A 25986-nucleotide genomic window follows, 5' to 3' on the forward strand; every position below is an offset into this window, starting at 1 on the left:
GATGGCCGGCTGTTGGGAGGAGCCGGAAGATAGGCCGAATGTAAGGCCAGCAATTGGGCGTTACAAGGGCATGCGGTCCAGCCACTATGCCGCTTTTCGGTTAATGCGCAGTCACGTGTGCTTGTTGCTTCTATTCTGTAAGAAAAGTCACCCTGATGCGCTCGTCGAACGCATGGGTCCCCAGGGAAAGTACCTTGTCCTGGCCATCCACGACCATGGGCGAGGTGCGGATCGCCTCCATGGGCGCTGTGATGCGGAACCCGAAGAGTTCCTCCAGGTGCCGGCGCTGCCAGTATTCGGCCGGCACCACCGCCAGCCCGGCGGCCGATGACAAGTTCGCGATGAGGAACCGCTGGTCCCAGACGAACTCGGTCTGGGGGTCCAGCCGCATCTTTGGAAGCGAGGTCCGCCCCGGCTCGCGCGCCACCGAAATGATCCCACCCGCATTGCGCACCACGCAGCCGAGCACGGTGCGTGTTTTTGACACGTCCCCCGCCACCAGCGCTTCGCGCAGCCGTTCGACGACGCCGAGCGCGCGCGGCTTCTGCTGCCCGCCCACGATGCGCAGCACCCGCGCCAGGATGCGGTCGGCAATGGCCTTGGGCACCGCGGCGAATTGGTCGGCATCCACTTCGGCCGAACCGAACCCGTCCAGCCGCACGATTTCGGCAAAGCTGATATTGGCCGTCACCGCCAGCGCTTCCTCGGCCTGCGCCGCGCGCTGGGAGAACCGGTAGAGAGCGTCGGCGTCCAGCCCCAGCTCGGCGAGCCTGGGCAGCACCTTGCGCCACCGGACGCGCTCGTAATGCGGGTCGTTGTTGCTCGGGTCCTCGGCCGGGGTCATTCCCTCCGCTTCCACCGTCGCCCGCAGCACCTTCGGGTCCACCCCCAGCAGCGGCCGGAAGATCGGCACGCCCTCGACCAGCGAGAACGGCTGCATGGCCGAAAGCCCGTCGAGCCCCGACCCGTGCGCCAGGCGCATGAGCACCGTCTCGGCCTGGTCGTTGATGTGATGGGCGGTGAGCAGGATTTCCGCCCCGTCCTCGGCCATGGCCTGCCCGATCAGCCCGTAGCGCGCCAGCCGCGCCGCCTCCTGGACGCCCGCACCCGGCTTGGCGCCGGTCCACCGCAACGCGCGGGCCGGCAGCCCCAGCCGTTCGGCTTCGCGCACCACCATTTCGACCTCCAGCCGCGCTTCCGGGCGCAGGCCGTGATCGACGCTATAGACGATGATTGCGGGCGGATTGGCGATATCGCGGGCCCAGCGCCGCACCAGCACCATGAGCGCCAGGCTATCGGCCCCGCCCGAGACGGCCAGGCCGATGGCTTTGCACTGGGCAACCGGAGCGAGGGCCGCCGCCAGGCCTTCCGCCGTTACGCTGGCGGACATTGGGCTTTGACTTGCTCCTGGCTCAGCCGCGTTTTGAACGCCGCGGTGAGGTTGGTGTAGCGCTTGGAGACCTCGGCGAAGGTCCGGCAGGCGGTTTCGCGCTCATCGGCGCCGGCCAGCGCGATGCCGAGCTTGAGCAGCAGGTCGGGCGCCCGGGGCGAGCTGGGGAACTTCTGGTAGCCGTCCACCAGCACCTCGGCGGCATCGCCATAGGCATGCCGCTGCAGCAGCGCCTCGCCCAGCCAGTTGGTGGCATCGGCAGCCTGCGCGTTGTCCGGATAGAGCTCCAGGAACTGCTTGAACTGCTGTTCGGCGAACGAATAGTCGCCCTTCACGATCGCGTCGTACCCGGCATTGTACTGGGCCTCCGCGTCGCTCGGCGTCGCCTTGGTTCCGGCGGCGCGGTTGAGGTCGAGCGGCTCCTTGGGCGTGGTCGGCACGTCGAGCGAGCCCTGCGGCAAGGGGGTCAGCGGCGCGCCTTCGGCGCCTTCGCCCGTGCCCAGCAGCGGATCGTGCGAGAGCCCGATATCGTCCATCGGCTGCTCGTCGGCGCCCAGCACCGGGGCGTCGGCCGCCGCGCCGCCGTCCAGCGTCTGGATCGAACCCTGGGGGCATTGGTGTCGGCGGGGGTCTGCGGCGCCTCCCCGGAAGGCGTCACGCCTCCGGCTTGAGGAGCCGCCTCAGTTTTTCCCCCGGCACCGCCCTGGGGCGCCCCGGTGGCGCCGCCTTCAAGCTGCTGGAAGCGGTATTCGTTGTCCTCGTTCATCTTCTGGACGAGCGTCTGCATCTGCGCGAGCTGGAACTGCAGCCCTTCGACCTGGCCGGTCAGGGTGCGGATCTGCTCCTCGAGCTGCTGGATGCGCAGCGCCAGTTGCGCTTCCTGGGCGTTCTGGGCCACCAGGATGCGGTCCTGCCCGACCGCGGCATAGGGGGAAGCCGCCAGCGAAGCGGCCAGCAATGCGGCAATCGTAACCCGTTTGGCGAGGCCGCCCTGGGGTTTTGGGATTGTCACCACGTATGTCTCCAAAGAAAGCGCGTTGAATGGCGGGTAGGCCGCCACTTTACGAATGCAGCCAGCGGCATAAAGACAAATTTTGGCGAAAAAAGAAGCGCCGGGGCCATAAACGCGGCTCCCGGCGCCATTGCCTCCAGTACTCTGGAGTTAGCGGGCTATGCGGGGCGCGTCCTTACTGGACCACGGTCACCGCACGGCGATTCTGCGACCAGCAGGAAATGTCGTTACAGATCGCAACCGGACGTTCCTTGCCGAACGACTTGGACTGGATGCGCTGCGCGTTCACGCCCTGGCTGATGAGGTAGTTGACCACCACCTGGGCGCGGCGGGCGCCGAGGGCGAGGTTGTACTCACGCGTCCCGCGCTCGTCGGCATGGCCTTCGATCAGGATGCGGTAGTTGGTGTAGCGGTTGAGCCAGGCGGCCTGCTTGTTGAGGGTATCCTGGGCGGTCGGGGTGAGCGAGGAAGAGTCGGTCTCGAAGAACACGCGGTCACCCACGGTTACGAGGAATTCCTGCTGGCTGCCGGGCGAGGCGGCGCCGGGACCGAGATTGCCAACGCCGGTCGCCGGAGTGCGCGAGCACGCCGCGACCAGGGCCACCAGGGCGACAAGCGCAAACGTGCGCAAAATGCCGATAACGGGCGTCATAGAGTACTCCAAAGGGATCGAATTTAGCGTTGGTATTTACTGCGCGTTATCTTAAGGCCGCGTTCTCGGGAATGGTTAATCGGGGCTTATTCTGGCCGGAATGTGGCTGGAGGGGGCCGGATTCCCTGGGTGTTGCCGTTATGCACGGGAAAGGGCCCCGACAACGAAAAGGGGGGGCCTAAACCTCCCCCTAACCACTTGACCAGAAAGCGCTCGCTACCCGCGCAGCGGCGACCAGGCCGGGTCCGAAGCGAAGGTCTCGGTCGGGATCTTCTGGATGTTGCGTCCCCACACGTCCACGGTGTGGAGCGCCGGGCCGTCATTGCCGCCCGGATCCTGGAAGAACATGATGACGCGCCCGTTGGGCGCCCAGGTCGGCCCTTCCGCATGGAAGCTCGAGACCAGGATGCGCTCGTTCGATCCGTCCGGACGCATGATGCCGATCTGGAACTGGCCGCCCGACTGGCGGGTGAAGGCGATGAGGTCGCCCTTGGGGCTCCACACCGGGGTCGAGTAGGAGCCCTGCCCGTAGCTGATGCGGTTGGCCCCGCCTCCGCCCGCGTTCATCAGGTAGATCTGCGGGCTCCCGCCACGATCCGATTCGAACACGATCTGGCTGCCGTCGGGCGAATAGGAGGGGCTGGTGTCGATCGCCGCGCCGCTGGTGAGCTGCACAGGCTGCCCGCCCCCGATGGCGAGCGAATAGAGGTTGGTCGCCCCGCCCGCCTCGACCGAGAACGCGATCTGGCGCCCGTCGGGCGAGAAGCGCGGCGCGAAGGTCATCTGGCCGAACGAGCCCAGCCGCTGCTGCTGGCCGGTCGAGAGCTGGAGCAGGTAGACCTGCGGATTGCCCTCCTCGAAATTCATGTAGGCCACCATGTCCGCGTTGGGCGAGAAGCGCGGCGTCAGCGCCAGGGTGCGCCCATCGGTCAGGTACTGCGAGTTGGCCCCGTCCTGGTCCATGATCGCCAGGCGCTTGACGCGGTTGGCCTTGGGGCCGCTTTCGGCCGTATAGACCACGCGGGTATCGAAATAGCCGCCCTCGCCGGTGAGCGAGGTATAGATGGCGTCCGAGATGATATGGGCCACGCGCCGCCAGCTGTTGGCATCGGTCGCATAGGACTTGCCCACCACCTGGGCGCCCTGCGCCGTGTCCCACACGCGCACCGAGGACTGGATCTGCCCGCCGCGCTCGACCGCGCCCATGACCAGGGCATCGGCCCCCACGCCCTTCCACGAACCGAAATCGGGCGTTGCCTGCACATCGCCCACCTGGGTGGGCAGCGAGGCCGGGTCGAGCGGGTTGAACAGACCCGAGCGGCGCAAGTTCGCCCGCACGATATCGGCGATGTCGGCGCCGAACTGCGGATCGGACGAGGCGAAATTGGGGATGGCGATCGGCAGCGGCTGGAAGTCACCACCACCCACGGTGATCTGCACCAGGGCCGAGGCCGGGCGCGCCGCCAACATCGCAGCCGAGCCGGCTATGCCGAGCTTGAGCGCATTGCGCCGGGTCAAGAGAGTCATGGGTCTTCTCCAATCTGGCCGCACCCCGTGGGCGCGGCTCGTCTTTCCTGTCAGAACTGGGCCGGGTCGAAGTTCACTTCGAGCTGCTTCAGCTCATCGTATCTCTGGGCAACAAGGTTGTATGGACCGCAACGGACGACGGCGCGGATGGCTGCGTTGGCCAGGGCCTGTTCGATCGTGGTCGTGATGGTGCTCGACACCTGCGGGTTGCCCTGCACGGTGCCGTCCGGCGAAAAGTCGATGCGCAGCCGCACGATGGCATTGGCTTCCACCGCACCCGGCGGCACCGCCAGGCACGAGCGGATCTGGGCCACGAGAGCGTCGAGTTCGGACTGGGACAGGCGCGCCGCGGTGCCGGTCTGCTTGCCCAGCGTCGGCTCGCCCCCCTGCCCGGTCGTGCCGCCACGCGACTTCTCGTTGTTGATGATGTCCGAGATGCGATCCGCCGCGTCGACGGCCGCCTGCTGCTGCTTTTTCGCTTCGGCTTCCTTCTTGGCCTGCTCTTCCTTCTGCTTGGCCTCGGCCACGCGCTTGGCCTCTTCCTCGGCCTTCTTCTTGGCCGCGTCCTGCTGCTTTTTGAACTCGGCGCGCTTCTGCTCGAGATTGGCGACGCGCGCGGCCGGGGCCGGCGCGACTTCCTGGGGCGTCTCGGCGGGCGTGGGGGTCGAAAGCTCCGGCGTTTCAGGCGCTGGCGTCGGCTCGGGTTCCGGGGTCGGCTCGGGCGTCGGCGCCGGGGTGGGCTCGGACTGCTGGGCCTGGGCGGGTTCGGGGCGCGGCGCCGGCTCTACCGGGGTCGGCGGCGTCGAGGGCGTCGGGGTCGGATCGGGCTCGGGGTCCGGCTGCGGGGTCGGCGCGGTATTGATCGAAGGCGCCGGGGAAGGCGTCGGCGCGATCTCGGGCGTCGGCTGGTCTTCCTGGGTATTGCCCGTCGGCTTGGCGATTTCGGCCGGCTTGTCGTCCTGGACGATCGAAGGGGTGGGCGTTTCCACCACCTGGCTCTCCAGCGAGCCCATGCGGATATTGGTCACGTCCTCGACCGGCACCAGGTCGACCGCGATCGAGTCGACAGCTTCCGGACGCAACTCCTTGGCCCCGCTCAGTCCGAACAGGACCAGAGCGAGGAGGGCTGCGTGCGAAACTGCCGAGACCGCTACGCCGACCTTCATCGGATCACTGCCCCGTCGGCGCCTGTTCCGTGATGAGGCCGATATGGGTGTATCCGGCGCCCGAAAGCGCTCCCATGACCTTCATCACCGAACCGTAATTGGCCTGCATGTCGCCGCGCACATAGATGCGCTGCTCGAGCCCCTCGGTGGCCTGGGTGGCGAGGCGCGCCGTCAGTTCCTCGAACGGCACCGCGTCCTCCCCGATATAGGTGGCCCCATCGGTGGTCACCGTCACGGTCACCGGCTTGCTGTCGGTGTTCAGCTCCTTGGCCTGCGTCTTGGGCAGGTCGATGGGCACGCCCACCGTCATCAGCGGGGCGGCCACCATGAACACGATCAGCAGCACCAGCATCACGTCGACCATCGGCGTGACGTTGATGTCGCTCATCGGCCGGTTGCCGCTTCTGCGTCTGCCGCGCCGGCTGCCGCCGCCGCTGCCGCCAACTGCCATCCCCATCTTACTTGCCCCTGGCTTCGAGCTGACGCGAGAGGATGGTGGAGAATTCGTCGGCGAAGCCTTCGAGGCGCCCGGTCATCTTGTTGGCGTCGCTCGAAAGCTTGTTGTAGGCGATAACCGCCGGGATGGCGGCGACGAGGCCCAGCGCGGTCGCGAACAGCGCCTCGGCGATGCCGGGCGCCACGACGGCCAGGTTCGTGCTCTTGGAGGCGGCAATGGAGGTAAAGGCGTTCATGATGCCCCATACCGTACCAAAAAGGCCAACGAAGGGCGCCGCCGAGCCGACGGTGGCCAAAAAGCCGAGATTCTTTTCCAGCACGTCGCTTTCGCGGTTGATGGCGACGTCGAGCACCTTGTCGAGGCGCGCCTGCATGCCGATGAAGGAGGCCGCGTTCTGCTCGTGGCTGCGCTTCCACTCCTTCATGGCCGCTACGAACACCGCGCCGAAGCCGGGGCTCGGGCGGTCGGACTGGGCCTGGTAGAGCTCCTCGAGCGACTGGCCCGACCAGAAGACCCGCTCGAACCGCCCCATCTCGCGCCGGTAGCGCCCGTAGAGCATCGACTTGTCAACGATGATCGCCCAGCACCAGATCGATGCGGCCAATAGGGCCAGCATCACGAACTTGACGATCCAGTCGGCTTGTACAAACAGACCCCAGATAGAAATGTCGGAGTGCGTGGCTACAGCCCCGACCGCGTCCATGGCTTCCATGAATTGTCCTTTCGGCTCGGTCTTTATGCACTCAACCGGCCCTTGCTGCGGTCCGATGGGGTCGAAATGCGTCAAATTTAAGAGAAAAGCCCCGGCATTCCGGACCTTTGCCGGAGCCTTCATCCATTGCCGCAATTATGGTCAAGGATCGGTTAACAAGCCCCCAAGATGCAGCGGCAGCTTCCCTGCCATGGCGGCGGGAGCGCCGCAACCGTTTCACGCAGCCTTGAGGGGCTCAGGCCCTGAGCGCGGCGAGCATCGTCCGCGGCAGGCGCGCCGCGCCGCCGCCCACCTTGATCGCCACCACCTGGACGCTCGCGCGCGTCAGCACCACGCCGTCGCGCCGGATGGTCTGCTCGAGCAGCAGCCGCGCCCCCGAAAAGCTGGCGACCGCCGTCTCGACCTCGAGCAGGTCATCGATATGGGCCGCTCCCTCGAACTCGATCTGCATCGCGCGCACGGCAAAGGCGATCCCCTCGCCGGCCAGTTCGGCGTGGTGGATGCCCATGTCCCGCAGGAATTCGGTGCGCCCGCGTTCGAAGAACTTGAGGTAGGAAGCGTGGTAGACATTGCCCGAAAAGTCCGTGTCCTCGTAGTAGACACGCACGTTCATGCGGTGCGCCTGGCTCATTGCGGGGCCTTTCCAAGCAGTCCGATCGCGCCGCCCACGAGGAGCGGCGGCCCGTGGATATCGCGATTGGCGATGAGCACCAAGCCTCCACCGAAACAGGCCAGCGGAAAGATGAACCGGGCGAGGACCGGCACTGCCCTGCGCCGCGCCTGCCAGCTCGCCAGCGCCCCGATGAGCCCGCACACGGCCACCGAATTGCCGGCCCCGATGGGCTGCCAGAAGATTCCGGCGATCTCGCCGGAAAGGCCGCCGATCACATAGGCAGCGACCCAGATCCAGCGGCCGAGCACCAGCTCAACGAAGGTCCCCGCGATGGCAAGGGCGGTGAAATTGAAGACGATCTGGCGCGCCCCCTCGTCATGGACGAGCCAGGCGGTGACGAACCGCCAGGCCTCGCCATCCGCCACCATCGAGGGTTGCCGGCGCAGCGCCGGCACCACGCCCGGCCAGGCGAACTGGGCGGCTGTCACCAGCGTGGTGAGAACGAAGACCGAGACGGTCAGCCAGGGAAACCGCCCTGCCGCCCTCATGGCTCTCCTTCCGGCTCTTCGAAAAGGTTGGCCTGGATGCCCACGAACCCCTGCGGCACCGACACACCAAGGTGCTGGAAGGCCAGCGCGGTCAGCATGCGCCCGCGCGGCGTGCGCTGGATGAAACCCTGCTGGATGAGATAGGGCTCCACGATCTCCTCGATGGCGTCGCGCGGCTCGGAAAGCGCCGCCGCGATGGTCTCGATACCCACCGGCCCGCCGCCATAGAACTGGGCTATGGTGTTGAGATAGCGCCGGTCGAGCTGGTCGAGCCCGCGCGCGTCGACATCGAGGCGCAGCAAGGCCTTGTCGGCCACCGAGCGCGTGATCTCGCGGGCATTGTCGACCAGCGCGAAATCGACCACGCGCCGCAGCAGGCGCCCGGCGATGCGCGGGGTGCCGCGCGAGCGGCGCGCGATTTCCATCGCCCCGTCCGGCGCCATGCCGATCCCCATCAGCCGCGCGCCGCGCTCGACGATCAGCACCAGTTCCTCGGGCGTATAGAAATTGAGCCGGATCGGAATGCCGAAACGGTCACGCAGCGGCGTGGTCAGCAGCCCCGCGCGGGTGGTGGCGCCCACCAGCGTGAACTTGGCCAGGTCGATCCGCACCGAGCGGGCCGCCGGCCCCTCCCCGATGATGAGATCGAGCTGGAAATCCTCCATGGCCGGATAGAGGATTTCCTCGACCGCCGGGTTGAGCCGGTGGATCTCGTCGATGAAGAGCACGTCGCGCTCTTCGAGATTGGTGAGAAGCGCGGCCAGGTCCCCCGCCTTGGCGATGACCGGACCCGAGGTCGCGCGGAACCCCACGCCGAGCTCGCGCGCCACGATCTGGGCCAGCGTGGTCTTGCCCAGGCCCGGAGGCCCCACGAACAGCACGTGGTCGAGCGCCGCCTGGCGCTGGCGCGCCGCCGCGATGAACACTTCCAGGTTCGCCCGCGCCGCCGCCTGCCCGATGAACTCGGAAAAGCCGGACGGCCGCAGCGAGACGTCAAGCGCGTCGTCCCGGCCTGCTGTCGAGTTTGTAAGGTCTTCAGCCACGGGGCGCGGTCACTCTCTGGCGGTATGCGAATAGGTCGAACGGAATGGCGGTCACGAACTAAGCTCCCGCAGGCCGAGCCGGATGAGCTTTTCGGTGGCGGTGTCCTCGCCCTCCCTGCTCACTACGCGCGCCACGGCGGCGGAAGCCTGCGCACTCGAATACCCCAGATTGGTCAGCGCCGAAACCGCGTCGGCCACATTGGACGTAGCCACCCCCGCGCCCAGCGCCGACTGCAGCCCGAGCACGCCCGCATCGACCGCCCCGGTCGCCGGCACCTTGCCCTTGAGCTCGGTGACGATGCGCACCGCGAGCTTGGGCCCCACGCCCGAGGCCCGCCCCACCATCGCCTTGTCCTGGAGCGCGATGGCGCTCGAGAGCTCGGACGGCGTCAGTGCCGAAAGGATCGCCAGCGCCACGCGCGCGCCCACCCCCTGCACCGTCATCAGCAGGTTGAACCAGGCCTTCTCGGTCTCGCTGGCAAAGCCATAGAGGCGGATGAGATCCTCGCGCACCAGCATCTCGATGAAGACGACGGCGGCCTCTCCCACGCGCGGCAGCGCCGAGAGCGTCTTGGCCGAGCAATGCGCCTCGTAGCAGACCCCGTTGACGTCGATCAGCACGTGATCGTCCCCGAAGGCATCCACCAGTCCCTTGAGCTTGCCGATCATGCGCCCACCGCCAGCTTGCGGAAGGAGCGGTGATGGGCGTGGCAGATGGCGATCGCCAGCGCATCGGCGGCATCCGCGCCCTTGAACTCGGCAGTGGGCAACAGCGTCTTGACCATCAATTGCACCTGATCCTTGTCGGCATGTCCGGTGCCGACGATCGATTTCTTGACGAGATTGGCGGCGTATTCGCCCACCGGCAGCCCCAGCGAGGCGGGCGTCATCAGCGCGACGCCGCGCGCCTGCCCCAGCAGCAGCGCCGAGCGGGCGCCCTGGTTGACGAACGTCTCTTCCACCGCCGCCTCGTCCGGCCGATAGAGCCCGATGAGATCGGAGAGCGCCGAAAACAGATTGGCCAGCCGCTGGGCCAGGTCCGTCGTGGTAGGCGGCGTCACCGTTCCGGCGGCAACGAAGGCCAGCCGGTTGCCCGTACTTTCGATGATCCCCCAGCCGCAACGCCGCAGCCCGGGATCGATCCCGATGATTCGCACCGTACCTGTCATGACAAACTCTTAGTTGCGTCGGCCGAGCCTACCAAGAGCAAAGTGAACAAACCGGCAACAAGCTGTGGGAGATGCCGAAACGCTCAGCGGTTCTTCTGCACGATGCAGTTCGCCCCCGCCGCCGTCAGCCGGTCGCAAAGGGCGGCGGCCTCCTTGCGGCTGTCGCGGCCGATCATCGCCGAATAGCGCAGGCGCTTGCCGAAGCTGGGGTTGCGCACCTTGACCAGCAGCATCGCTTCCCCGCCCATGAGGTCGGCATGGCGCGCCCTGACGCGCTCGAACACCGCCTGCGCCTTGTCCGGCGAGAAATCCTGCCAGATCAGCACGCCCCAGGGGCGCCAGTCCGCGCTTTGCGGCAGAGCCCTGGGCATCGGCCGCGCGCTGGCCATTTCGATGCAGGCGTCCTGGAAGGACTTCTCGGTCGAAAGGTCGTAGTCGACGCGCCCCGCTTCCCCGTCGAGCCAATGCTCCACCGGATGCCCGGTGATGATCGCCACGTAGTCGCGCGTCTCGTAGGGGACGAACCCGTTGCCCGCCGTCACCCGCGCCAGCGCTCCCTCCCCGGCATTATAGGCCGCGGCGGCGAGCCCCAGGTTGCCGAAGCGTTCTTCGAGGAAATGCAGGTATTCGGCCGAGCGCGCCAGCGCCTCGGCCGGATCGAAGGCGTCCCGCACGCCCCGGATCCGCCCGGTCCCCGGCATGAACTGGGCGATGCCCTCGGCGCCGGCCGGACTCACCGCTGCCGGATCGAACCGGCTTTCCTGCCAGATGAGCCGCGCCAGGAACCCCTTGGGCAGGCGCCAGACATTGGCGAAGGTCGATATGGCCCGGCAGACATCGGCATCGAAGGTGGCGAGCGAGATGCAGATGTCGCGTTGGCGGCCGTCGTCGCGGGTCAGGGTATGGCAGAACCGCTCGTTTGCCGGCGCTGCCGCGCGCACCGGCCCCTGTGCCTCCACCAGCAGGAGGCCGGCCACCAACAATGTCGTCCAGATCCGCAATTTGCCCTCCGGCTGACACCGTCATTGTCGGCACCGGTGCGGCGAAGGCAAGGCCCCTAGATGGGGCCCTCCTGTTCGTTGCGGGCCCAGTTGTCGAGCACGGCCTGCTGCATGTCGAGCTGCTCGAGCGTCTCGCGCAGGAACTCGTCGTCGAGCCGGCGCGCGTCGCGGGCGGCGATGAGGGCGGCGCGGCGGGCCATCAGCACTTCCTGGCCCAGCTCGATCATCAGCGGCCCGCGCCGGCCGCTCTCGGCGGTCTTGGCCTCGTCATGCTCGAGCCGGGAGCGCTCCTTCATCAGCTCGGCGATCTTGCGCCCTTCCTCGCTCGTCTGCCGTTCGGCGAAACGGTTGACGGTTTCGAGCGCCGCCTCGCGGCTGATCTGGCGCGCCAGCTTCTGCTGCCGCTCCAGTTCCTCCGCTTCGTTCGGATCGACCAGGTCAAGCGCCCGGATGAGCCAGGGCAGCGTCAGCCCCTGCACCAGCAGCGTGCCGATCGTCACCACGAACGCCACGGTCTGGATGACCGGGCGCTGCGGAAACGGATCGCCCGAAAGGGTGAAATAGGGAATACCGGCCGCCGCGGCGAGCGTCACCACGCCCCGCATGCCGCTCCATGCAACGACCAGGTTCTCCTTCCAGGTGAAGGGTTCGGCCGGGCGATGGCGTCCGCGCGGGCCCCCACGGGGCGGTCGTTCCCGGATGCGCGCGCCGCGCAGGCGTGAAAGATAGCCGCTCACCCCCACCCAGGCGATGCGCACCCCGATCACCGCGACCAGCACCAGCAGCGAGAAACCGAAGACCTGCCAGAAGTCGTATCCGGCCGCGAACGTATCCTCGACAACGAACCGCAATTGCAGCCCGATATAGGCGAAGACGAAGGCATCGAGCAGCGCATCGACCGTCTTCCAGAACTCGCGCTCCTGGATGCGTTCGGAATAGTCGGCCTCGGCCGCATTGTGGCCGAGCGAGAAGCCGGCCGCGACCACCGCCATCACCCCGGACCCGCCCAGTTCCTCGGCCGCGATATAGGCGGTGAAGGGTACGGCAACCGTGAGGACGGTCGCCAGCGACGGACTGTTGACCGAGAGCCTGATGCGATGCACCAGCATGCCCAGGATGACGCCGAACCCCGCCCCGACGACAGCCCGGTAGAGGAAGAACAGCACCACGTTGTCGGTGGCCAGGTGCACGCCCGTCACCGCCGCAGTGGTCAGGCTGAAAAGCGTCAGCGCCGCCGCATCGTTGATGAGGCTTTCGCCCTTGAGCACCGTCATCAGCCGGCTGGGCAGGTGCAACTGGCGCGCGATGGCCACCGCGCTTACCGCGTCTGGCGGCGACACCACCGCCCCCAGCACCAGCGCCGCCGGCAACGACAGGAACGAGCCGACGCCGAACGCGATCCAGCCGACCGCGAAGGTCGTCACCACGACCAGGAACACCCCCAGGTTGACGATCGAGCCGAGCCTCTTGATGAAGCTTTCGAACGAGAATTCGGTGGCCGCCGAGAACAGCAGCGGCGGCACCACGATCGTCAGGATCACCTCCGGATCGAGCTCGAGCCGGGGCAATCCGGGAATATAGGAGGCGACCAGCCCCAGGGCGACGATCAGCAGCGGCGCCTGGATGCCCTTGCCCTCGGCGAAGATGGAGATGGCGATGGCGCCGATGACGACGATCAGGAGCTGGGAAAACATGCCTGCCTTCCAATGGGGGCGTTTGATAAAGCGATAGTGAAGCAGCCGGTTTTTGGAAAGAACCGCTTTGCGCCGGGGTGGGTAACGCACTATATCAGTGAAGCTGCCCGGCGCGTGTTGGATCATCATTTCCCCGGGGCCTTATCGATCCTTAAGGGAGCTGTCCCTGACCGGGCCCGTGGGTCCGGACATACGGCGCCCACCTACGTGAGTAGGTTCCCGGGATCGCATATCCCACGGCCAGGGCGGCACCTGATTCTACCGAGGGTGCGGCCGCAGCCGATGACCGACGACATGATCGAAGAGGCCAAGGCCGCCCTGCGCACGCGCGCTCACGCCCAGCGCGACGCGATCGGCCATGATGCCCGCGTCGATGCCGGCAAGGCCGTCGCGGCGCACTTCTTCGACGGCATCGTTCTCGATCCCGGCGCCATCGTCGCCGCCTACTGGCCGATCCGCGACGAGCTCGACTGCCAGCCCATCATCATTCGCCTCATGGATAGCGGCCAGCCGGTCTGCCTGCCCGTGGTGCTGGGCGATGCCGAGCCGCTCGAAATGCGCCTCTGGCAGGAGGGGGCGGCTCTCTATCCGGCGGGCTTCGGCACCCTGGCGCCCGAAGACAGCGCCCCCAAGGTCGAGCCCGACGTCATCCTCGTGCCCCTGCTCGGTTTCGACAAGCACGGCACGCGCCTGGGCTATGGCGGCGGCTATTACGACCGCACCCTGGCGGGACTGGCCAGGCGGCCCAAGCTCATCGGGCTCGCCTTCGCTGCCCAGGAGTGCCCCGAGATCCCGCGCGAGGACCATGACGTCCCTCTCGATGCCGTCGTGACCGAGAACGGCGTCACCATGTTTGGAAACCAGGACGAGCGATGAGACTATTGTTTTTGGGTGACGTCGTCGGCAAGTCGGGCCGCGACGCCGTCAGCGATCGCCTGCCGGGCATCATCGAGCGCTACGGCTTCGATTTCGTCGTGGTCAACGGCGAGAATGCCAGCCACGGCCGTGGCCTCACCGAATCCCATTTCAACGGCATCCGCGATGCGGGCGCCGATATCGTCACCCTCGGTGACCACGCCTTCGACCAGCGCGAGACCCTCGTCTATATCGAACGCGAGAGCACCCTCATCCGGCCCATCAACATGCCCCCCGGCACGCCTGGGCGCGGCGCCATGTTCGTGGAAAGCCGTAATGGTTTTCGCGTGCTGGTGATCAATGCCCTGGGCCGCGTCTTCATGGACCCGATCGACGATCCCTTCCGCGCCGTCGAGGCGGCGGTGGCGGCATGCCCGCTCGGTGAACAGGCTGACGCGATTGTCGTCGATTTCCATACCGAAGCCACGTCCGAGATCCAGGGCATGGGGCATTTCCTCGACGGCAAGGTCACGCTCGTCGTCGGCACCCACACCCATATCCCCACCAGCGACCATCGCATCCTGCGCGGCGGCACGGCCCTGATGGCCGACGCGGGCATGTGCGGCGATTTCGATTCCGTGATCGGCGTGGACGCCGAGGAACCGGTCAACCGCTTCCTCACCGGCGTACCCCAGGGGCGGTTCACCCCGGCCGAGGGCGAGGCCACCCTCTGCGGCATCGCCGTCGAGACCGATCCGGGCACCGGCCTTGCCTCCCGGATCAGCCCGGTGCGGATCGGCGGCTCGCTCAGTCAGGCCTTTCCCGAGTTTTAAAGGCGGACGGCTTCACAATCGGCCTCCCCTTGCCTATAACGCCCCACCGAATTCCTGCATCTTTCGAAGGATTACCGAATGGCCGGCCATTCGCATGCCAAGAACATTATGCATCGCAAGGGCAAGAGCGATGCGGCGCGCTCGAAGGTTTTCTCCAAGCTGGCGCGTGAAATCACCGTCGCTGCCAAGCTCGGCGTGCCCGATCCCGCTTTCAATGCCCGCCTGCGCCTGGCAGTCGCCAACGCCAAGTCCCAGTCCATGCCCAAGGACAATATCGAGCGCGCCATCAAGAAGGCCGCCGGCTCGGACGGCGAGAACTATGATGAGGTGCGCTACGAGGGCTACGGCCCCGGTGGCGTCGCCGTCATCGTCGAGGCCCTGACCGACAACCGCAACCGCACCGCCTCGAACGTGCGCTCGACCTTCTCCAAGAATGGCGGCGCGCTCGGTGAAACCAATTCGGTTTCCTTCATGTTCGATCGCGTCGGCGAAATCGTCTATCCGCTCTCGGCGGGCGATGCGGACAAGGTCATGGAAGCGGCCATCGAGGCCGGCGCCGAGGATGTTGAGACCGACGAGGACGAAGAGGATGGTGGCCACACCATCTACACGACCTTCGAGACCATGGGCGAAGTTGCCGCCGCGCTCGAAAAGACCCTTGGGGAAGCGGAGTCCGTCAAGGCCATCTGGCGGCCGCAGAACGAGACCCCGGTCGACGCCGAGAAGGGCGCCACGCTCCTCAAGCTGATCTCGATCCTCGAGGAAGACGACGACGTCCAGAATGTCTACGCCAACTTCGACATCTCCGATGAGGACATGGCCAAGATCGGCGTCTGATTTCATTCAAATTTTATCGATTTGAAAGGCGCGTTCGGGGCAACCGGACGCGCTTTTTCTATTTAATTTCAAATAGTTAGACTATAGCGACCTGGCGCTGCAGGGCCGCGGCGGCCACCACTTCCACCCGATTCCGCCCGAAACGCTTTGCCTGGTAGAGGCTGCGGTCGGCCTGCCGGAAAAGATCGGTGAAGCCGATCCCGGTCTCGAAGACTGCGCCTCCCACGCTCACCGAAAGCTGGCTGGCCTGCCCGGTCGGCGCGAAGACCGCCAGGTTGATGGCCTTGCGGATGCGCTCGGCGAGCGAGGTGGCCGTGTCCATGTCCACCCCGGGCAGGAACACGCCGAATTCCTCGCCCCCGAGGCGTCCCACCAGATCGCCCGAACGCAGGATGGCGCGGATGGAGCGCGCGATGATGGTCAGCGCCTCGTCCCCGTGGTGATGGCCGAACCGGTCGTTGATCGATTTGAAGTTGTCCGCATCGATCACCAGCAGCGCCCCGCGCTGGCCACACGGACTTCCCACCTCGAGAAACCGGTCGATCTCCCGAGCGAAGGCGCCGCGGTTGAGAACATCGGTCAGGCTGTCGGTGGAGGCGTCTCTGCTCAGCCGCCGGTTGGCGCAGCGCAGCGCCACGATCTTGAGCGTCATGAACAGGAACAATGGCGGCGCCACCAGCAGCGGCATCACGATTGCACTGGTGAACGCCTGCTGCATGGCACGGGGTTCGAGCCCGAAAAATGCGGCGCGCATATAGATCAGACCGAACAGCATGCAGCCCAGGGTGCCCAGTGCCGTCCAGCCGATCACGAAGAGCCAGTCACGTGCCGTCGTCTGCTTGAATCGTTCGAGCATCAGGACTTCTCCGAGGGACGGCGGGACCCTAGGCTTGCCCATATAACGAGGTGTTGACCGGATCGATGCAATTGTATGCATCGCCCGCTTTTTCCCCTCTAAACCAATGGTATCGAAATCAATTGGGCGCCTGGCCGGTCTCGTCGATGGCGGTGGCGATGGCCTCGACCTTCCGCGCGGTCTCCGAGAGCTTCTTGGCGAACCGCGCTTCGAGCTCCTGGGCCTCCTGGGCGATGTGCTGGCCGGCATGGGTCAGCTCGGCCACTTCCTTCTGCAGGGTCGCGATCCGCTTCTCGGCTTCCTCGAGTTCATCGAGCGCCGCGATGCCCGCCATCACCGTCAGCCGGTTGTCGCCGATCTCGCCGAAAGCGTTCTTGAGATTGTCGATCGAGCGGTTGAAGCGATCGGCAAGCGCGATGAGGTGCGGCTCCTGCCCCTCTTCGCAGGCCATCCGGTACTTGCGGCCATTGATCTCTACATTGACCTCGGGCATTTCCGCCTCACTTCGTCAGGACTTCGCGCACCGTTTCCATGGCATCGACCAGGCGTCGGGACACTTCGTGCGCACTGTCATCGAGCCGCTTGGCCTTGGCCGAGGCCTTGTCCAGCTCACCGGCCAGCCGGGCGCGGTCGCGCACCAGTTGCTGGGTGTCGGCCTCGATGCGATTGAGCGCACGCATGCGCCCGTTGAGGCTTCTCACGCTCGCCTCGAGCCTGCCCACCGCGCGATCGAGTCGCGCAGACGCGCTTTCATAGCCGTCTTCAAGGGTTGTATCGCCCATTTCGGCTCCCCCGCCGCAATTTCGAATCCGCCACATCACTAAGCCCCAGCGCTCGGGCCAAAGCAACTGGCAGACCCCAGTGCTGCTAGGCTGACACGCCATTTCCGGCGCGATCAAGGCAGCGTGAACGCGCAGAGGAACCAAAGACCCTCTTTCGTTGACTCGATACCGGAACCTGCTATGCCTCGAACCCCGCTGGACCAGGCTGCATGCCGGTTCAAGAGTCCAGGTTTCTCCGAGGGAAGAGCAGGAAATTCGATGACCAATACCGCCCAGCAGAACGATATGGCCAACGCCATCCGGTCCTTGTCCATGGATGCTGTGGAAAAAGCCAATTCCGGTCACCCGGGCCTGCCCATGGGCTGCGCCGATATCGCCACGGTGCTGTTCACCAAGGTCATGAAGTTCGATCCGGCCAACCCCAAGTGGGCTGACCGCGACCGCTTCATCCTCTCTGCCGGCCACGGCTCGATGCTGCTCTACTCCTCGCTCTACCTGCTCGGGTACGGCGACATGACCCTCGACCAGATCAAGAATTTCCGCCAGCTCGGTTCCAAGACCGCCGGCCACCCCGAATACGGCTTTGCCCAGGGCATCGAGACCACCACCGGCCCCCTCGGCCAGGGCATCGGCAACTCGGTCGGCTTCGCCGTGGCCGAAGCCAAGCTCGCCGCCGAGTTCGGCTCGGACCTGGTCGATCACCACACCTGGGTGCTGGCCGGCGACGGGTGCCTGATGGAAGGCATCTCCCAGGAAGCCATTTCGCTGGCCGGGCACCTCAAGCTCAACAAGCTGGTGGTGATCTGGGACAACAACGGCATCACCATCGACGGCAAGGTGTCGAACGCCGACTCCACCGACCAGATCGCCCGCTTCCACGCCTGCGGCTGGAACACCATCGAGATCGACGGCCATGACCAGGCCCAGATCGAAAAGGCCCTGCTCGACGCCAAGAAGAGCGACAAGCCGACCCTGATCGCGGCCAGGACCACGATCGGCTTCGGCGCGCCCAAGAAGGCCGGCACCGAAAAGGTCCACGGTTCGCCCCTGGGCGCCGAGGAACTGGCCGGCGCCAAGGCCGCGCTCGGCATCACCTACCCGGCTTTCGAGGTTCCGGCCGAAATCATCAACGCCTGGCGCGCCGCCGGCACCCGCTCGCAGAACATCCGCGGCGAATGGGAAGCCCGCCTCGCCAAGTCCGACAAGCGCGCCGAGTTCGAGCGCCGCATGGCCGGCGACCTGCCGTCCGATTACGCGGCGGCCATGGACGCCTTCAAGAAGAAGCTCGCCGAGGACAAGCCCAAGGTCGCGTCGCGCAAGGCCAGCCAGAACGCCCTCGACGTCATCAATGCGGTGGTTCCGGAAACCGTGGGCGGCTCGGCTGACCTCACCGGCTCCAACCTTACCAACACGCCCCAGACCCTGCCCTTCACCGATGCAGACCGCACCGGCCGCTACATGCGCTACGGCATCCGCGAGCATGAAATGGCTGCGGCCATGAACGGTATCGCGCTCCATGGCGGCTATATCCCCTATGGCGGCACGTTCCTGGTCTTCACCGACTATGCGCGTCCGGCCATCCGCCTCTCGGCTCTCATGGAACAGCGCGTCATCTACGTGATGACCCACGATTCCATCGGCCTGGGCGAAGACGGCCCGACCCACCAGCCCGTGGAACACCTCTCGGCCCTGCGCGCCATTCCCGAGCTCCTGGTGCTGCGTCCCGCCGACGCCACCGAGACGCTCGAATGCTGGCAGATCGCGCTCGAGCACAAGGATCGCCCCTCGATCCTCGCCCTCTCGCGCCAGAACCTGCCGGCCCTGCGCACCGAATACGTCAAGGAAAACCTCTCGGCCAAGGGCGCCTACAAGATCGCCGGCGACGACAATGCCGACGCCGTGATCTTCGCCACGGGCTCCGAAGTCTCGATCGCTGTCGAGGCCCAGAAGCAGCTCGCCGAAAAGGGCGTGTCCGCCAAGGTCGTCTCGGTGCCGAGCATGGAGCTCTTTGCCAAGCAGTCGGACGCCTACCGCGCTTCGATCCTGGGCAATGCCAAGGCCCGCGTGGCGGTGGAAGCGGGCATCTCGATGAGCTGGGACAAGCTCCTCGGCGACAAGGGCCGGTTCGTGGGCATGCACGGCTTCGGCGCGTCCGCCCCGGCCGAAGCCCTCTACGAACACTTCGGCATCACGGCCAACGCCGTTGTTGAAGCCGTCACGGCACAGTTGTAAGAGAGGCGCTTTCTAGCGCCTCCCTCCGTTACCTTTTCTGCCCTCAAGGAGCACGTCATGGCAGTTCGCGTCGCCATCAATGGATTTGGCCGTATCGGCCGCAACGTTCTGCGGGCGATCATCGAAAGTGGCCGCACCGACATCGAAGTGGTCGCCATCAACGATCTCGGCCCGGTGGAAACCAACGCCCACCTCCTGCGCTTCGACTCGGTCCATGGCCGCTTTCCGCATGACGTGAAGGTCGTCGGCGACACCATCGACGTGGGCCGCGGCCCCATCAAGGTGACCGCCGTCAAGAACCCGGCCGAGCTGCCGCACAAGGACCTGGGCGTCGATATCGCGCTCGAGTGCACGGGCATCTTCACCGCCCGCGACAAGGCCGCGCTGCACCTGGAAGCCGGTGCCAAGAAGGTGCTGGTCTCCGCCCCCTCCGAAGGCGCCGACCTCACCGTCGTCTACGGCATCAACGACGCCAAGCTGGGCAAGGAGCACATCGTCGTCTCCAACGCCTCGTGCACGACCAACTGCCTGGCCCCGCTGGCTTTCGTGCTCAACGAGACGTTCGGCATCGAAAAGGGAATGATGACCACCATCCATTCCTATACCGGTGACCAGCCGACCCTCGACACCATGCACAAGGATCTCTATCGCGGCCGTGCCGCCGCGCTCTCGCAGATCCCGACCTCGACCGGCGCCGCCAAGGCCATCGGCCTGGTGCTCCCCGAGCTCAAGGGCAAGCTCGATGGCGTCTCGGTGCGCGTGCCGACCCCGAACGTGTCGCTCGTCGACTTCAAGTTCATCGCCAAGCGCAAGGTCACTGCCGACGAGGTCAACCAGGCCCTGATCCAGGCCGCCGACGGCAAGCTCAAGGGCATCCTGGGCTACACCCGCTTCCCCAACGTCTCGATCGACTTCAACCACGACTCGCACTCCTCGACCGTGGCGCTCGACCAGACCAAGGTCATGGAAGGCGACTTCGTCTCGGTGCTGTCCTGGTACGACAACGAATGGGGCTTCTCCAACCGCATGGCCGATACCGCCGTGGCCCTGGGCAAGACGCTCTGAGCCGATAGGCCCGACTGAATTGGTGATGGGCCGGCAACTTGCCGGCCCTTTGCTTTTGCGGCACGCCACCGCAGTCGCGGTCACCGCGCCGCAAACCCACTGCCTCCTCCCCGGCGCAGGCCGGGAAGAGGGACTAACGATGCCGAAGCGCCGCCTTCGCCGGCAGGTCTCCCTCCCCCTTGTGGGGAGGGAACAAGGGTGGGGGGAGAAGCAACCTCGGTGTCCCAGGCAGATCCCGAGACAACGACAATCATCCTTCCCCGTCGTCTTCCCGTAACACCCCGCCCCTATCCTCCACCCCGTTGATTCGTTGCGGGGGCAGCGGCGTGCGGGATCTCAAGAGACTTCTGACGGGAACCGTCCTGGCCGGGAGCGCCATCGGCGGATGGTTCCACCAGCCCGCCTGGCTGCTTGCGCCGGCCGCCGTTTCCCTTCTCTTCCTCCTCCTCGAAGACCGCGCCGTGAGAGGCCAGATCGGTGCCGCAGCCTGGGCCAGCGAGGGCTATGCGCGGTTTCTTGTGGGGACGAACCTGTCGCTGTTGCTGCGTAACGCTATTCTGAACGCTGCAATCCTTGCTATAGCATCGGCATTGCATTCAGCGCTTGGTGGATAGACTTATGGCCGGTTTCAAGACCCTCGGCGACCTTGACCTCAAGGGAAAGCGCGTGCTGCTGCGCGCCGATCTCAACGTACCCGTCGCCGACGGCAAGGTGACCGATGCCACCCGCATCGAGCGCATCGTCCCCACCATCCGCGAGATCATCAAGGCGGACGGCAAGGTCATCCTGCTCTCCCATTTCGGCCGCCCAAAGGGCAAGGTCGACCCGCAATATTCGCTCGAGCAGGTCGCCTCGACCGTCGCTGACGTTACCGGCCATCCCGTCGGCTTCGTCGCCACCGACTGGGTGGACGTCTCCGATGCCAAGGCAGCCATCGACGGCGCGCCGGCCGGCAGCATCCTGCTGCTCGAAAACACCCGCTTCCATCCGGGCGAGGAAGCCAACGACGTCGAGCTGGCCAAGCGCATGGCCAGCCTTGGCGACGTCTATGTCAACGACGCCTTTTCAGCCGCGCACCGCGCCCACGCCTCCACCGAAGCCCTGGCGCACCTGCTGCCGGCGGCGGCGGGCCTGGCCATGCAGGCCGAACTAGAAGCCCTTGAGGCCGGGCTGGGCAACCCCAAGAAGCCGGTCATCGCCATCGTGGGCGGCGCCAAGGTTTCGACCAAGATCGACCTGCTTGAAAACCTCGTGACCAAGGTCGACGGCCTCGTCATCGGCGGCGGCATGGCCAATACGTTCCTGCACGCTATGGGCTATGGCATCGGCAAGTCGCTGGCCGAAAAGGATCTGGCCGAGACCGCCAACCGCATCATGGAAACCGCCGAAAAGCACAAGTGCGCCATCATCCTGCCCATCGACGGAGCGGTGGCGTGGCACTTCGAGGCCAACGCGCCCCACCGCTTCTATGGCGTGGACGCCGTTGATCCTGAAGGCATGATCCTCGATGTCGGCCCCTCCTCGATTGAGCGCATCCAGGGCGCGATCGACGATGCCTCGACCGTCGTCTGGAACGGCCCGCTCGGCGCCTTCGAGATCGCCCCCTTCGATACCGGCACCGTCGAAGTCGCCCGCCACGTGGCAGCGCGCACCAAGGCCGGCAAGCTGGTTTCCGTGGCCGGTGGCGGCGATACCGTCGCCGCGCTTGCCCATGCCGGGGTCAAGGACGAGTTCACCTATGTTTCGACCGCCGGTGGCGCCTTCCTCGAATGGATGGAGGGCAAGCCCCTGCCGGGCGTGGAGGCTCTCAAGACGGCCTAGGCCGTCTACACGCCTTCCGGCTTAAATCGAACGTCTAATCGACGCTTCGCGGGCTGCCAGCATAATTTCGCGTCATCCAGTTCTCTTGAGGGTGACCTACATGCCGGCCATGTCGTTGAATGCCATTGCTCGAAAGCTAGTCGAGCCGGGCAAGGGCATTCTCGCCGCCGACGAATCCGAACCGACGATCGCCAAGCGTTTCGCGGCGATCGGCATCGGCAACACGCCCGAGCTGCGCCGCGATTACCGCGAGATGCTGTTCCGCTCGCGCGAGGCGATGACCAAGTACATCTCGGGCGCCATCCTCACCGAGGAAACGCTCAAGCAGGACGGTGCCGACGGCACCGCCTTCATCGCGCTCCTCGCCGATAGCGACGTCATCCCGGGCATCAAGGTCGATCGCGGCACTTTCCCGATGCCGGGTACCGATGGCGAAAAGATCACCGAAGGCCTCGATGGCCTGCGCCAGCGCCTGGCCGAATACGCAGCCCTGGGCGCCGGCTTTGCCAAGTGGCGCGCCGTCATCACCATTGCCGAGCAGGCCCCGACCCGCAACGCAATGCGCGCCAATGCCCATGCCCTCGCCCGTTACGCCATGCTCTGCCAGGAAGCCGGCATCGTGCCGGTGGTCGAGCCGGAAGTCGTCGGCGACGGCGAGCCGGGCGACCACTCCATCGAGCGCTGCCAGGAAGTGACCGAGGAAACCCTCGAAACCGTCTTCAAGGAACTCCGCCTCGCCGGCGTCGACTTCACCGGCATGCTGCTCAAGCCGAACATGGTTCTCGCCGGCCACAAGGCCGAGCGCCAGGCCGATGTCGAGGAAGTTGCGCGCCGCACCGTCGAGACGCTGCGCGCCACCGTTCCCGCCTCGGTCCCGGGCATCGCCTTCCTTTCGGGCGGCCAGACCGATGAGGAAGCCACCGCGCACCTCAGTGCCATGAACCGCCTGCCGGGCCTACCCTGGAACGTGACGTTCTCCTATGGCCGCGCCCTGCAGAATGCGGCGCTTCGCCTCTGGGCCGGGCGCGCCGAGAACATCGTGGGCGCCCAGGCCGCTTTCGCTCATCGGGCCCGCATGAACAGCCTGGCTTCGCTAGGCGAATGGCAGGGCGATCTCGATCGCGCCGCCTGATCGCACAGCAATCCCGACACGTTGATGGCGCTGGCCCTTGCCAGCGACCCTTTTCTTGACAAAATGCGCGGCCACTCAACGGCCGCGTCATTTTGTAAGAAAAAGTACATGTCAGCCCAGATCTTCCTTGTCGCCCCCGCCGATGCGGACATCGCCGCGTTCGCCCCGATCCTGGAGGGCGCGCTGGCCTCGGTCCCCGTTTCGGCCCTGTTCCTGCCGCGCGGCGCCCGCAGCGAGAATGCGTACAAGGATTTCGTCAAGACGGTCGCTCCGATCGCGCAGTCCGAGGGCTGCGCCGTGTTGATCGAAGGCGAACCGGGCTGGGTGCGCACCCTGGGCGCGGACGGGCTGCATGTCTTCGGTTCGGCCAAGGCGCTGCCCGCCACGCGAGAGGCCGCCGCCGCCCTCAAGCCGCAGATGATCGTGGGGGCCGGTCCGGCCGCCAGCCGGCACGACGCCATGGGGCTGGGCGAACTCGATATCGACTACGTCCTTTTCGGCCCGCTCGAGGGCGCGCTGTCCGCCGAAGCGCGGGACATGGCTTCCTGGTGGGCCCAGACCATGGAAGTGCCCGCCGTTCTCTCCGACCCGCAGGCCGATGGCGAAACTGCCGACGCGGCCGGCTGCGAATTCCTGGCCGTGGGTGAAAGCGTCTGGAAAGCGCCACAAGGAGCCGCTATTGCCTTGAGCGAAATCGCCCAGCGACTGGAGACTCTCTGATGCCCAAACGCTTGGCCAGCGCCATCGCCGCACTCATTCTCGCCTCGACCGCCGCCACCGCCACCCTGGCGCAGACCGAGGACGCCCGCGCCATCAGCGAAGACATCTTCGGCTCCAAGACCCCGCCCGACGAGGCCTACGGGGCCTTCCAGCGCGGCTATTACCTCACCGCCCTCGCCCTGGCCCTGCCCCGGGCCGAAAAGGGCGACCCCGCCGCCCAGACGCTCATCGGGGAAATCTACGCCCGCGGGCTCGGCGTCGCCGAGAATGTGGCGCGCGCCTCGGGCTGGTATGCGCTTGCCAGCAAGAACGGCGACATGATGGGCACGTTCGAGCTCGCCCTGCTCTACCAGGATGGCCGCGGCGTGCCCAAGAGCCGCGAAAAGGCCGCCGAGCTGTTCAAGAAGGCCGCCGACGCCGGCTACATGCCCGCAAAATACAACCTGGCCATGCTCTACGTCGAAGGCGTCTACGTCGAACCCAACATGACCAAGGCCGCCGAGTTGCTCAAGGAAGCCGCCGATTCCGGCATGCCTGAGGCGCAGTACGACTATGGCGTCCTCCTCATGGAAGGCGCCGGCGCTGCCCCCAACCCCAAGGAAGGCGCCCACCAGATCGGCCTGGCCGCCGACCAGGGCCTGCCGGCCGCCCAGGTCGAATATGCCACCATGCTCTATCTCGGCAAGGGCGTCGAAAAGAACCTGCCCGAGGCGGTTAAGTGGTACCGCAAGGCCGCCATGGCCGGGAATGCAGTGGCCCAGAACCGCTACGCCAAGCTGCTGGCGGTGGGCGAAGGGGTGGACCTCGACCTCCAGGAGGCCGCCATGTGGCGCTCGCTCGCCAAGCGGCAGGGCCTGAACGATCCGACGCTCGACAAACTCCTCGTCTCCATCCCTGCCGACGAGCTGGCACAGGCGGAAAACCGGGCCCGCTACTGGCCGGGCGAGCCCCCGACCACTACCGCCGATGCGGGCGAACCTGCCAAGGCCCCTTGAACCGGCGCGCTTCCAAGGCTAGAAGCGCCCATCTCCTTTCCGATCCACCTTTTCCGGCTGACCTATGGCCCGCTCCGCACTGCTCAATGTCATGGTTCAGGCCGCCATCAAGGCCGGCAAGTCCCTCACCCGCGACTTCGGCGAAGTCGAAAACCTGCAGGTGTCCCGTAAGGGCCCGGCCGATTTCGTCTCGGCCGCCGACCGCCGCGCCGAACAGATCGTCTTCGAGGAACTGCGCAAGGCGCGCCCGACCTATGCCTTCCTGATGGAAGAGAGCGGCGAAGTCGCCGGCACCGACGGCCAGCACCGCTGGATCATCGACCCGCTCGACGGCACCACCAATTTCCTGCACTCGATCCCGCTCTTCGCGGTCGCCATCGCGCTCGAGCGCGGCGACGAGATCGTGGCCTCCCTGATCTACAATCCCGTCATGGACGAGATGTTCACCGCCGAAAAGGGCGGCGGCACCTGGCTCAACGAGCGCAAGCGCCTGCGCGTGGCCGCCCGCCGGCACCTGGCCGACGCGGTCGTGGCCACCGGCATCAAGGTGATGAACCCATCCGAAGACGCCCTGGCCCTGCGCCAGGTCAATCACATTTCCCCGGCCGTCGCCGGCATCCGCCGCTCGGGCTCGGCCTCCACCGACCTGGCCTGGGTCGCGGCCGGCCGCTTCGATGCCTATTGGGAAAACCAGCTCAAGCCCTGGGACGTGGCGCCCGGCCTGCTGATGGTCAAGGAAGCCGGCGGGTTCGTGTCGGACTATGCCGGCACCGGCGGCAGCATCTGGAACGGCCAGGTCGTGGCCGGCAACGAAACCATCCAGGGCCTGCTGCTCAAGGAAATCAAAGCCGTCAAATAACCGTGCCAAGTCCTT

General features: G+C 66.3%; 29 protein-coding genes and 1 other RNA gene. 12 read left to right on the forward strand and 18 right to left on the reverse strand.

The genetic code is table 11. The annotated features are described in order from the left end of the window. Positions 1–130: 130 nt before the first annotated feature. The 15 genes from tilS to FNA67_RS17980 form a co-directional block, all read right to left on the reverse strand. Positions 131–1390: a tRNA lysidine(34) synthetase TilS gene (gene tilS / locus FNA67_RS17910; protein ID WP_147657367.1), complete on the reverse strand. Its 1260-nt coding sequence runs from the start codon at positions 1388–1390 to the stop codon at positions 131–133. Next, on the reverse strand, positions 1375–1926 hold the full coding sequence (gene ybgF / locus FNA67_RS17915) for a tol-pal system protein YbgF (RefSeq protein WP_147657369.1): 552 nt from the start codon (positions 1924–1926) through the stop codon (positions 1375–1377). Before ybgF ends, tilS begins: the two co-directional genes overlap by 16 nt. Continuing rightward, entirely contained in the window at positions 1857–2402 is a 546-nt protein-coding gene (locus FNA67_RS17920) for a hypothetical protein (RefSeq protein WP_147657371.1), read from the reverse strand. The genes ybgF and FNA67_RS17920 overlap by 70 nt, the downstream gene beginning before the upstream one ends. Positions 2403–2577: 175 nt before the next feature. Further along, positions 2578–3054, reverse strand: a complete 477-nt coding sequence (pal, locus tag FNA67_RS17925; protein ID WP_049706438.1) for a peptidoglycan-associated lipoprotein Pal — start codon at positions 3052–3054, stop codon at positions 2578–2580. Positions 3055–3270: 216 nt separating this feature from the next. Further along, a complete protein-coding gene (gene tolB / locus FNA67_RS17930) occupies positions 3271–4581 on the reverse strand; it encodes a Tol-Pal system beta propeller repeat protein TolB (protein ID WP_049706439.1) in 1311 nt (436 codons plus the stop codon). Between the two features lie 50 nt (positions 4582–4631). Then, positions 4632–5747 (reverse strand): cell envelope integrity TolA family protein, encoded by a 1116-nt coding sequence (locus tag FNA67_RS22415; RefSeq protein ID WP_147657373.1) that lies wholly within the window; start codon positions 5745–5747, stop codon positions 4632–4634. A 4-nt stretch (positions 5748–5751) separates the two neighbouring features. Next, complete coding sequence (tolR, locus tag FNA67_RS17940) at positions 5752–6135, reverse strand: protein TolR (RefSeq protein WP_308499100.1); 384 nt, start codon at positions 6133–6135, stop codon at positions 5752–5754. Positions 6136–6205: 70 nt separating this feature from the next. Further along, the gene (gene tolQ / locus FNA67_RS17945; protein ID WP_147658239.1) at positions 6206–6907 is read right to left on the reverse strand and encodes a protein TolQ; all 702 of its coding nucleotides are present in this window, start codon (positions 6905–6907) and stop codon (positions 6206–6208) included. Positions 6908–7151: 244 nt separating this feature from the next. Next, positions 7152–7547, reverse strand: a complete 396-nt coding sequence (gene ybgC / locus FNA67_RS17950) for a tol-pal system-associated acyl-CoA thioesterase (RefSeq protein ID WP_049706442.1) — start codon at positions 7545–7547, stop codon at positions 7152–7154. Beyond that, positions 7544–8077, reverse strand: coding sequence for a rhomboid family intramembrane serine protease (locus tag FNA67_RS17955; RefSeq protein WP_147657375.1), 534 nt, complete (start codon positions 8075–8077; stop codon positions 7544–7546). The genes ybgC and FNA67_RS17955 overlap by 4 nt, the downstream gene beginning before the upstream one ends. Then, complete coding sequence (gene ruvB, locus FNA67_RS17960) at positions 8074–9120, reverse strand: Holliday junction branch migration DNA helicase RuvB (RefSeq protein ID WP_147657377.1); 1047 nt, start codon at positions 9118–9120, stop codon at positions 8074–8076. Before ruvB ends, FNA67_RS17955 begins: the two co-directional genes overlap by 4 nt. A 51-nt stretch (positions 9121–9171) precedes the next feature. After that, the gene (ruvA, locus tag FNA67_RS17965; RefSeq protein WP_147657379.1) at positions 9172–9789 is read right to left on the reverse strand and encodes a Holliday junction branch migration protein RuvA; all 618 of its coding nucleotides are present in this window, start codon (positions 9787–9789) and stop codon (positions 9172–9174) included. Then, on the reverse strand, positions 9786–10289 hold the full coding sequence (ruvC, locus tag FNA67_RS17970) for a crossover junction endodeoxyribonuclease RuvC (RefSeq protein ID WP_049706446.1): 504 nt from the start codon (positions 10287–10289) through the stop codon (positions 9786–9788). The genes ruvA and ruvC overlap by 4 nt, the downstream gene beginning before the upstream one ends. A gap of 83 nt (positions 10290–10372) precedes the next feature. Next, on the reverse strand, positions 10373–11290 hold the full coding sequence (locus FNA67_RS17975; RefSeq protein WP_082202233.1) for a lytic transglycosylase domain-containing protein: 918 nt from the start codon (positions 11288–11290) through the stop codon (positions 10373–10375). A 56-nt stretch (positions 11291–11346) separates the two neighbouring features. Next, positions 11347–12984, reverse strand: coding sequence for a Na+/H+ antiporter (locus FNA67_RS17980; protein ID WP_147657381.1), 1638 nt, complete (start codon positions 12982–12984; stop codon positions 11347–11349). Between the two features lie 97 nt (positions 12985–13081). Here FNA67_RS17980 and ssrS point away from each other — a divergent pair. The 4 genes from ssrS (at position 13082) to FNA67_RS18000 (ending at position 15509) form a co-directional block, all read left to right on the forward strand. Continuing rightward, positions 13082–13240, forward strand: a non-coding RNA gene (gene ssrS, locus FNA67_RS17985) — 6S RNA. A gap of 26 nt (positions 13241–13266) precedes the next feature. Beyond that, positions 13267–13860, forward strand: coding sequence for a 5-formyltetrahydrofolate cyclo-ligase (locus FNA67_RS17990; RefSeq protein ID WP_049706449.1), 594 nt, complete (start codon positions 13267–13269; stop codon positions 13858–13860). Continuing rightward, complete coding sequence (locus FNA67_RS17995; RefSeq protein ID WP_147657383.1) at positions 13857–14672, forward strand: TIGR00282 family metallophosphoesterase; 816 nt, start codon at positions 13857–13859, stop codon at positions 14670–14672. The genes FNA67_RS17990 and FNA67_RS17995 overlap by 4 nt, the downstream gene beginning before the upstream one ends. A gap of 78 nt (positions 14673–14750) precedes the next feature. Then, positions 14751–15509 carry a YebC/PmpR family DNA-binding transcriptional regulator gene (locus FNA67_RS18000; RefSeq protein ID WP_049706451.1) on the forward strand — a complete coding sequence of 253 codons (759 nt, stop codon included), beginning with the start codon at positions 14751–14753 and terminating at the stop codon, positions 15507–15509. Positions 15510–15585: 76 nt separating this feature from the next. Here the strand turns inward: FNA67_RS18000 and FNA67_RS18005 are convergent, their stop codons facing one another. The 3 genes from FNA67_RS18005 to FNA67_RS18015 all read right to left on the reverse strand — a co-directional run bounded on the left by FNA67_RS18005 (position 15586) and on the right by FNA67_RS18015 (position 17147). Next, positions 15586–16365 (reverse strand): GGDEF domain-containing protein, encoded by a 780-nt coding sequence (locus FNA67_RS18005; protein ID WP_170267360.1) that lies wholly within the window; start codon positions 16363–16365, stop codon positions 15586–15588. A gap of 118 nt (positions 16366–16483) precedes the next feature. Then, positions 16484–16858 (reverse strand): cell division protein ZapA, encoded by a 375-nt coding sequence (locus FNA67_RS18010; RefSeq protein WP_049706452.1) that lies wholly within the window; start codon positions 16856–16858, stop codon positions 16484–16486. A 7-nt stretch (positions 16859–16865) separates the two neighbouring features. Then, on the reverse strand, positions 16866–17147 hold the full coding sequence (locus tag FNA67_RS18015; protein ID WP_049706453.1) for a DUF4164 family protein: 282 nt from the start codon (positions 17145–17147) through the stop codon (positions 16866–16868). 258 nt (positions 17148–17405) lie between these two features. Here FNA67_RS18015 and tkt point away from each other — a divergent pair, with 258 nt between their 5' ends. From tkt to FNA67_RS18055, 8 genes are all read left to right on the forward strand, one after another. Continuing rightward, the gene (gene tkt / locus FNA67_RS18020; protein ID WP_147657387.1) at positions 17406–19379 is read left to right on the forward strand and encodes a transketolase; all 1974 of its coding nucleotides are present in this window, start codon (positions 17406–17408) and stop codon (positions 19377–19379) included. A gap of 57 nt (positions 19380–19436) precedes the next feature. Beyond that, complete coding sequence (gene gap / locus FNA67_RS18025) at positions 19437–20444, forward strand: type I glyceraldehyde-3-phosphate dehydrogenase (RefSeq protein ID WP_049706455.1); 1008 nt, start codon at positions 19437–19439, stop codon at positions 20442–20444. Positions 20445–20770: 326 nt separating this feature from the next. Beyond that, positions 20771–21058 carry a hypothetical protein gene (locus FNA67_RS18030; RefSeq protein ID WP_049706456.1) on the forward strand — a complete coding sequence of 96 codons (288 nt, stop codon included), beginning with the start codon at positions 20771–20773 and terminating at the stop codon, positions 21056–21058. A 4-nt stretch (positions 21059–21062) separates the two neighbouring features. Further along, the gene (locus tag FNA67_RS18035; protein ID WP_049706457.1) at positions 21063–22265 is read left to right on the forward strand and encodes a phosphoglycerate kinase; all 1203 of its coding nucleotides are present in this window, start codon (positions 21063–21065) and stop codon (positions 22263–22265) included. A 109-nt stretch (positions 22266–22374) separates the two neighbouring features. Continuing rightward, positions 22375–23397, forward strand: coding sequence for a class I fructose-bisphosphate aldolase (locus tag FNA67_RS18040; RefSeq protein ID WP_049708132.1), 1023 nt, complete (start codon positions 22375–22377; stop codon positions 23395–23397). Between the two features lie 108 nt (positions 23398–23505). Beyond that, complete coding sequence (locus FNA67_RS18045) at positions 23506–24117, forward strand: thiamine phosphate synthase (RefSeq protein ID WP_170267361.1); 612 nt, start codon at positions 23506–23508, stop codon at positions 24115–24117. Continuing rightward, positions 24117–25112, forward strand: coding sequence for a tetratricopeptide repeat protein (locus FNA67_RS18050; RefSeq protein WP_049706459.1), 996 nt, complete (start codon positions 24117–24119; stop codon positions 25110–25112). Before FNA67_RS18045 ends, FNA67_RS18050 begins: the two co-directional genes overlap by 1 nt. 64 nt (positions 25113–25176) lie before the next feature. After that, positions 25177–25971 carry an inositol monophosphatase family protein gene (locus FNA67_RS18055; RefSeq protein WP_049706460.1) on the forward strand — a complete coding sequence of 265 codons (795 nt, stop codon included), beginning with the start codon at positions 25177–25179 and terminating at the stop codon, positions 25969–25971. Positions 25972–25986 lie beyond the last annotated feature (15 nt).

The sequence above is a fragment of the Youhaiella tibetensis genome (genome assembly GCF_008000755.1).
GTDB lineage: Bacteria > Pseudomonadota > Alphaproteobacteria > Rhizobiales > Devosiaceae > Paradevosia > Paradevosia tibetensis.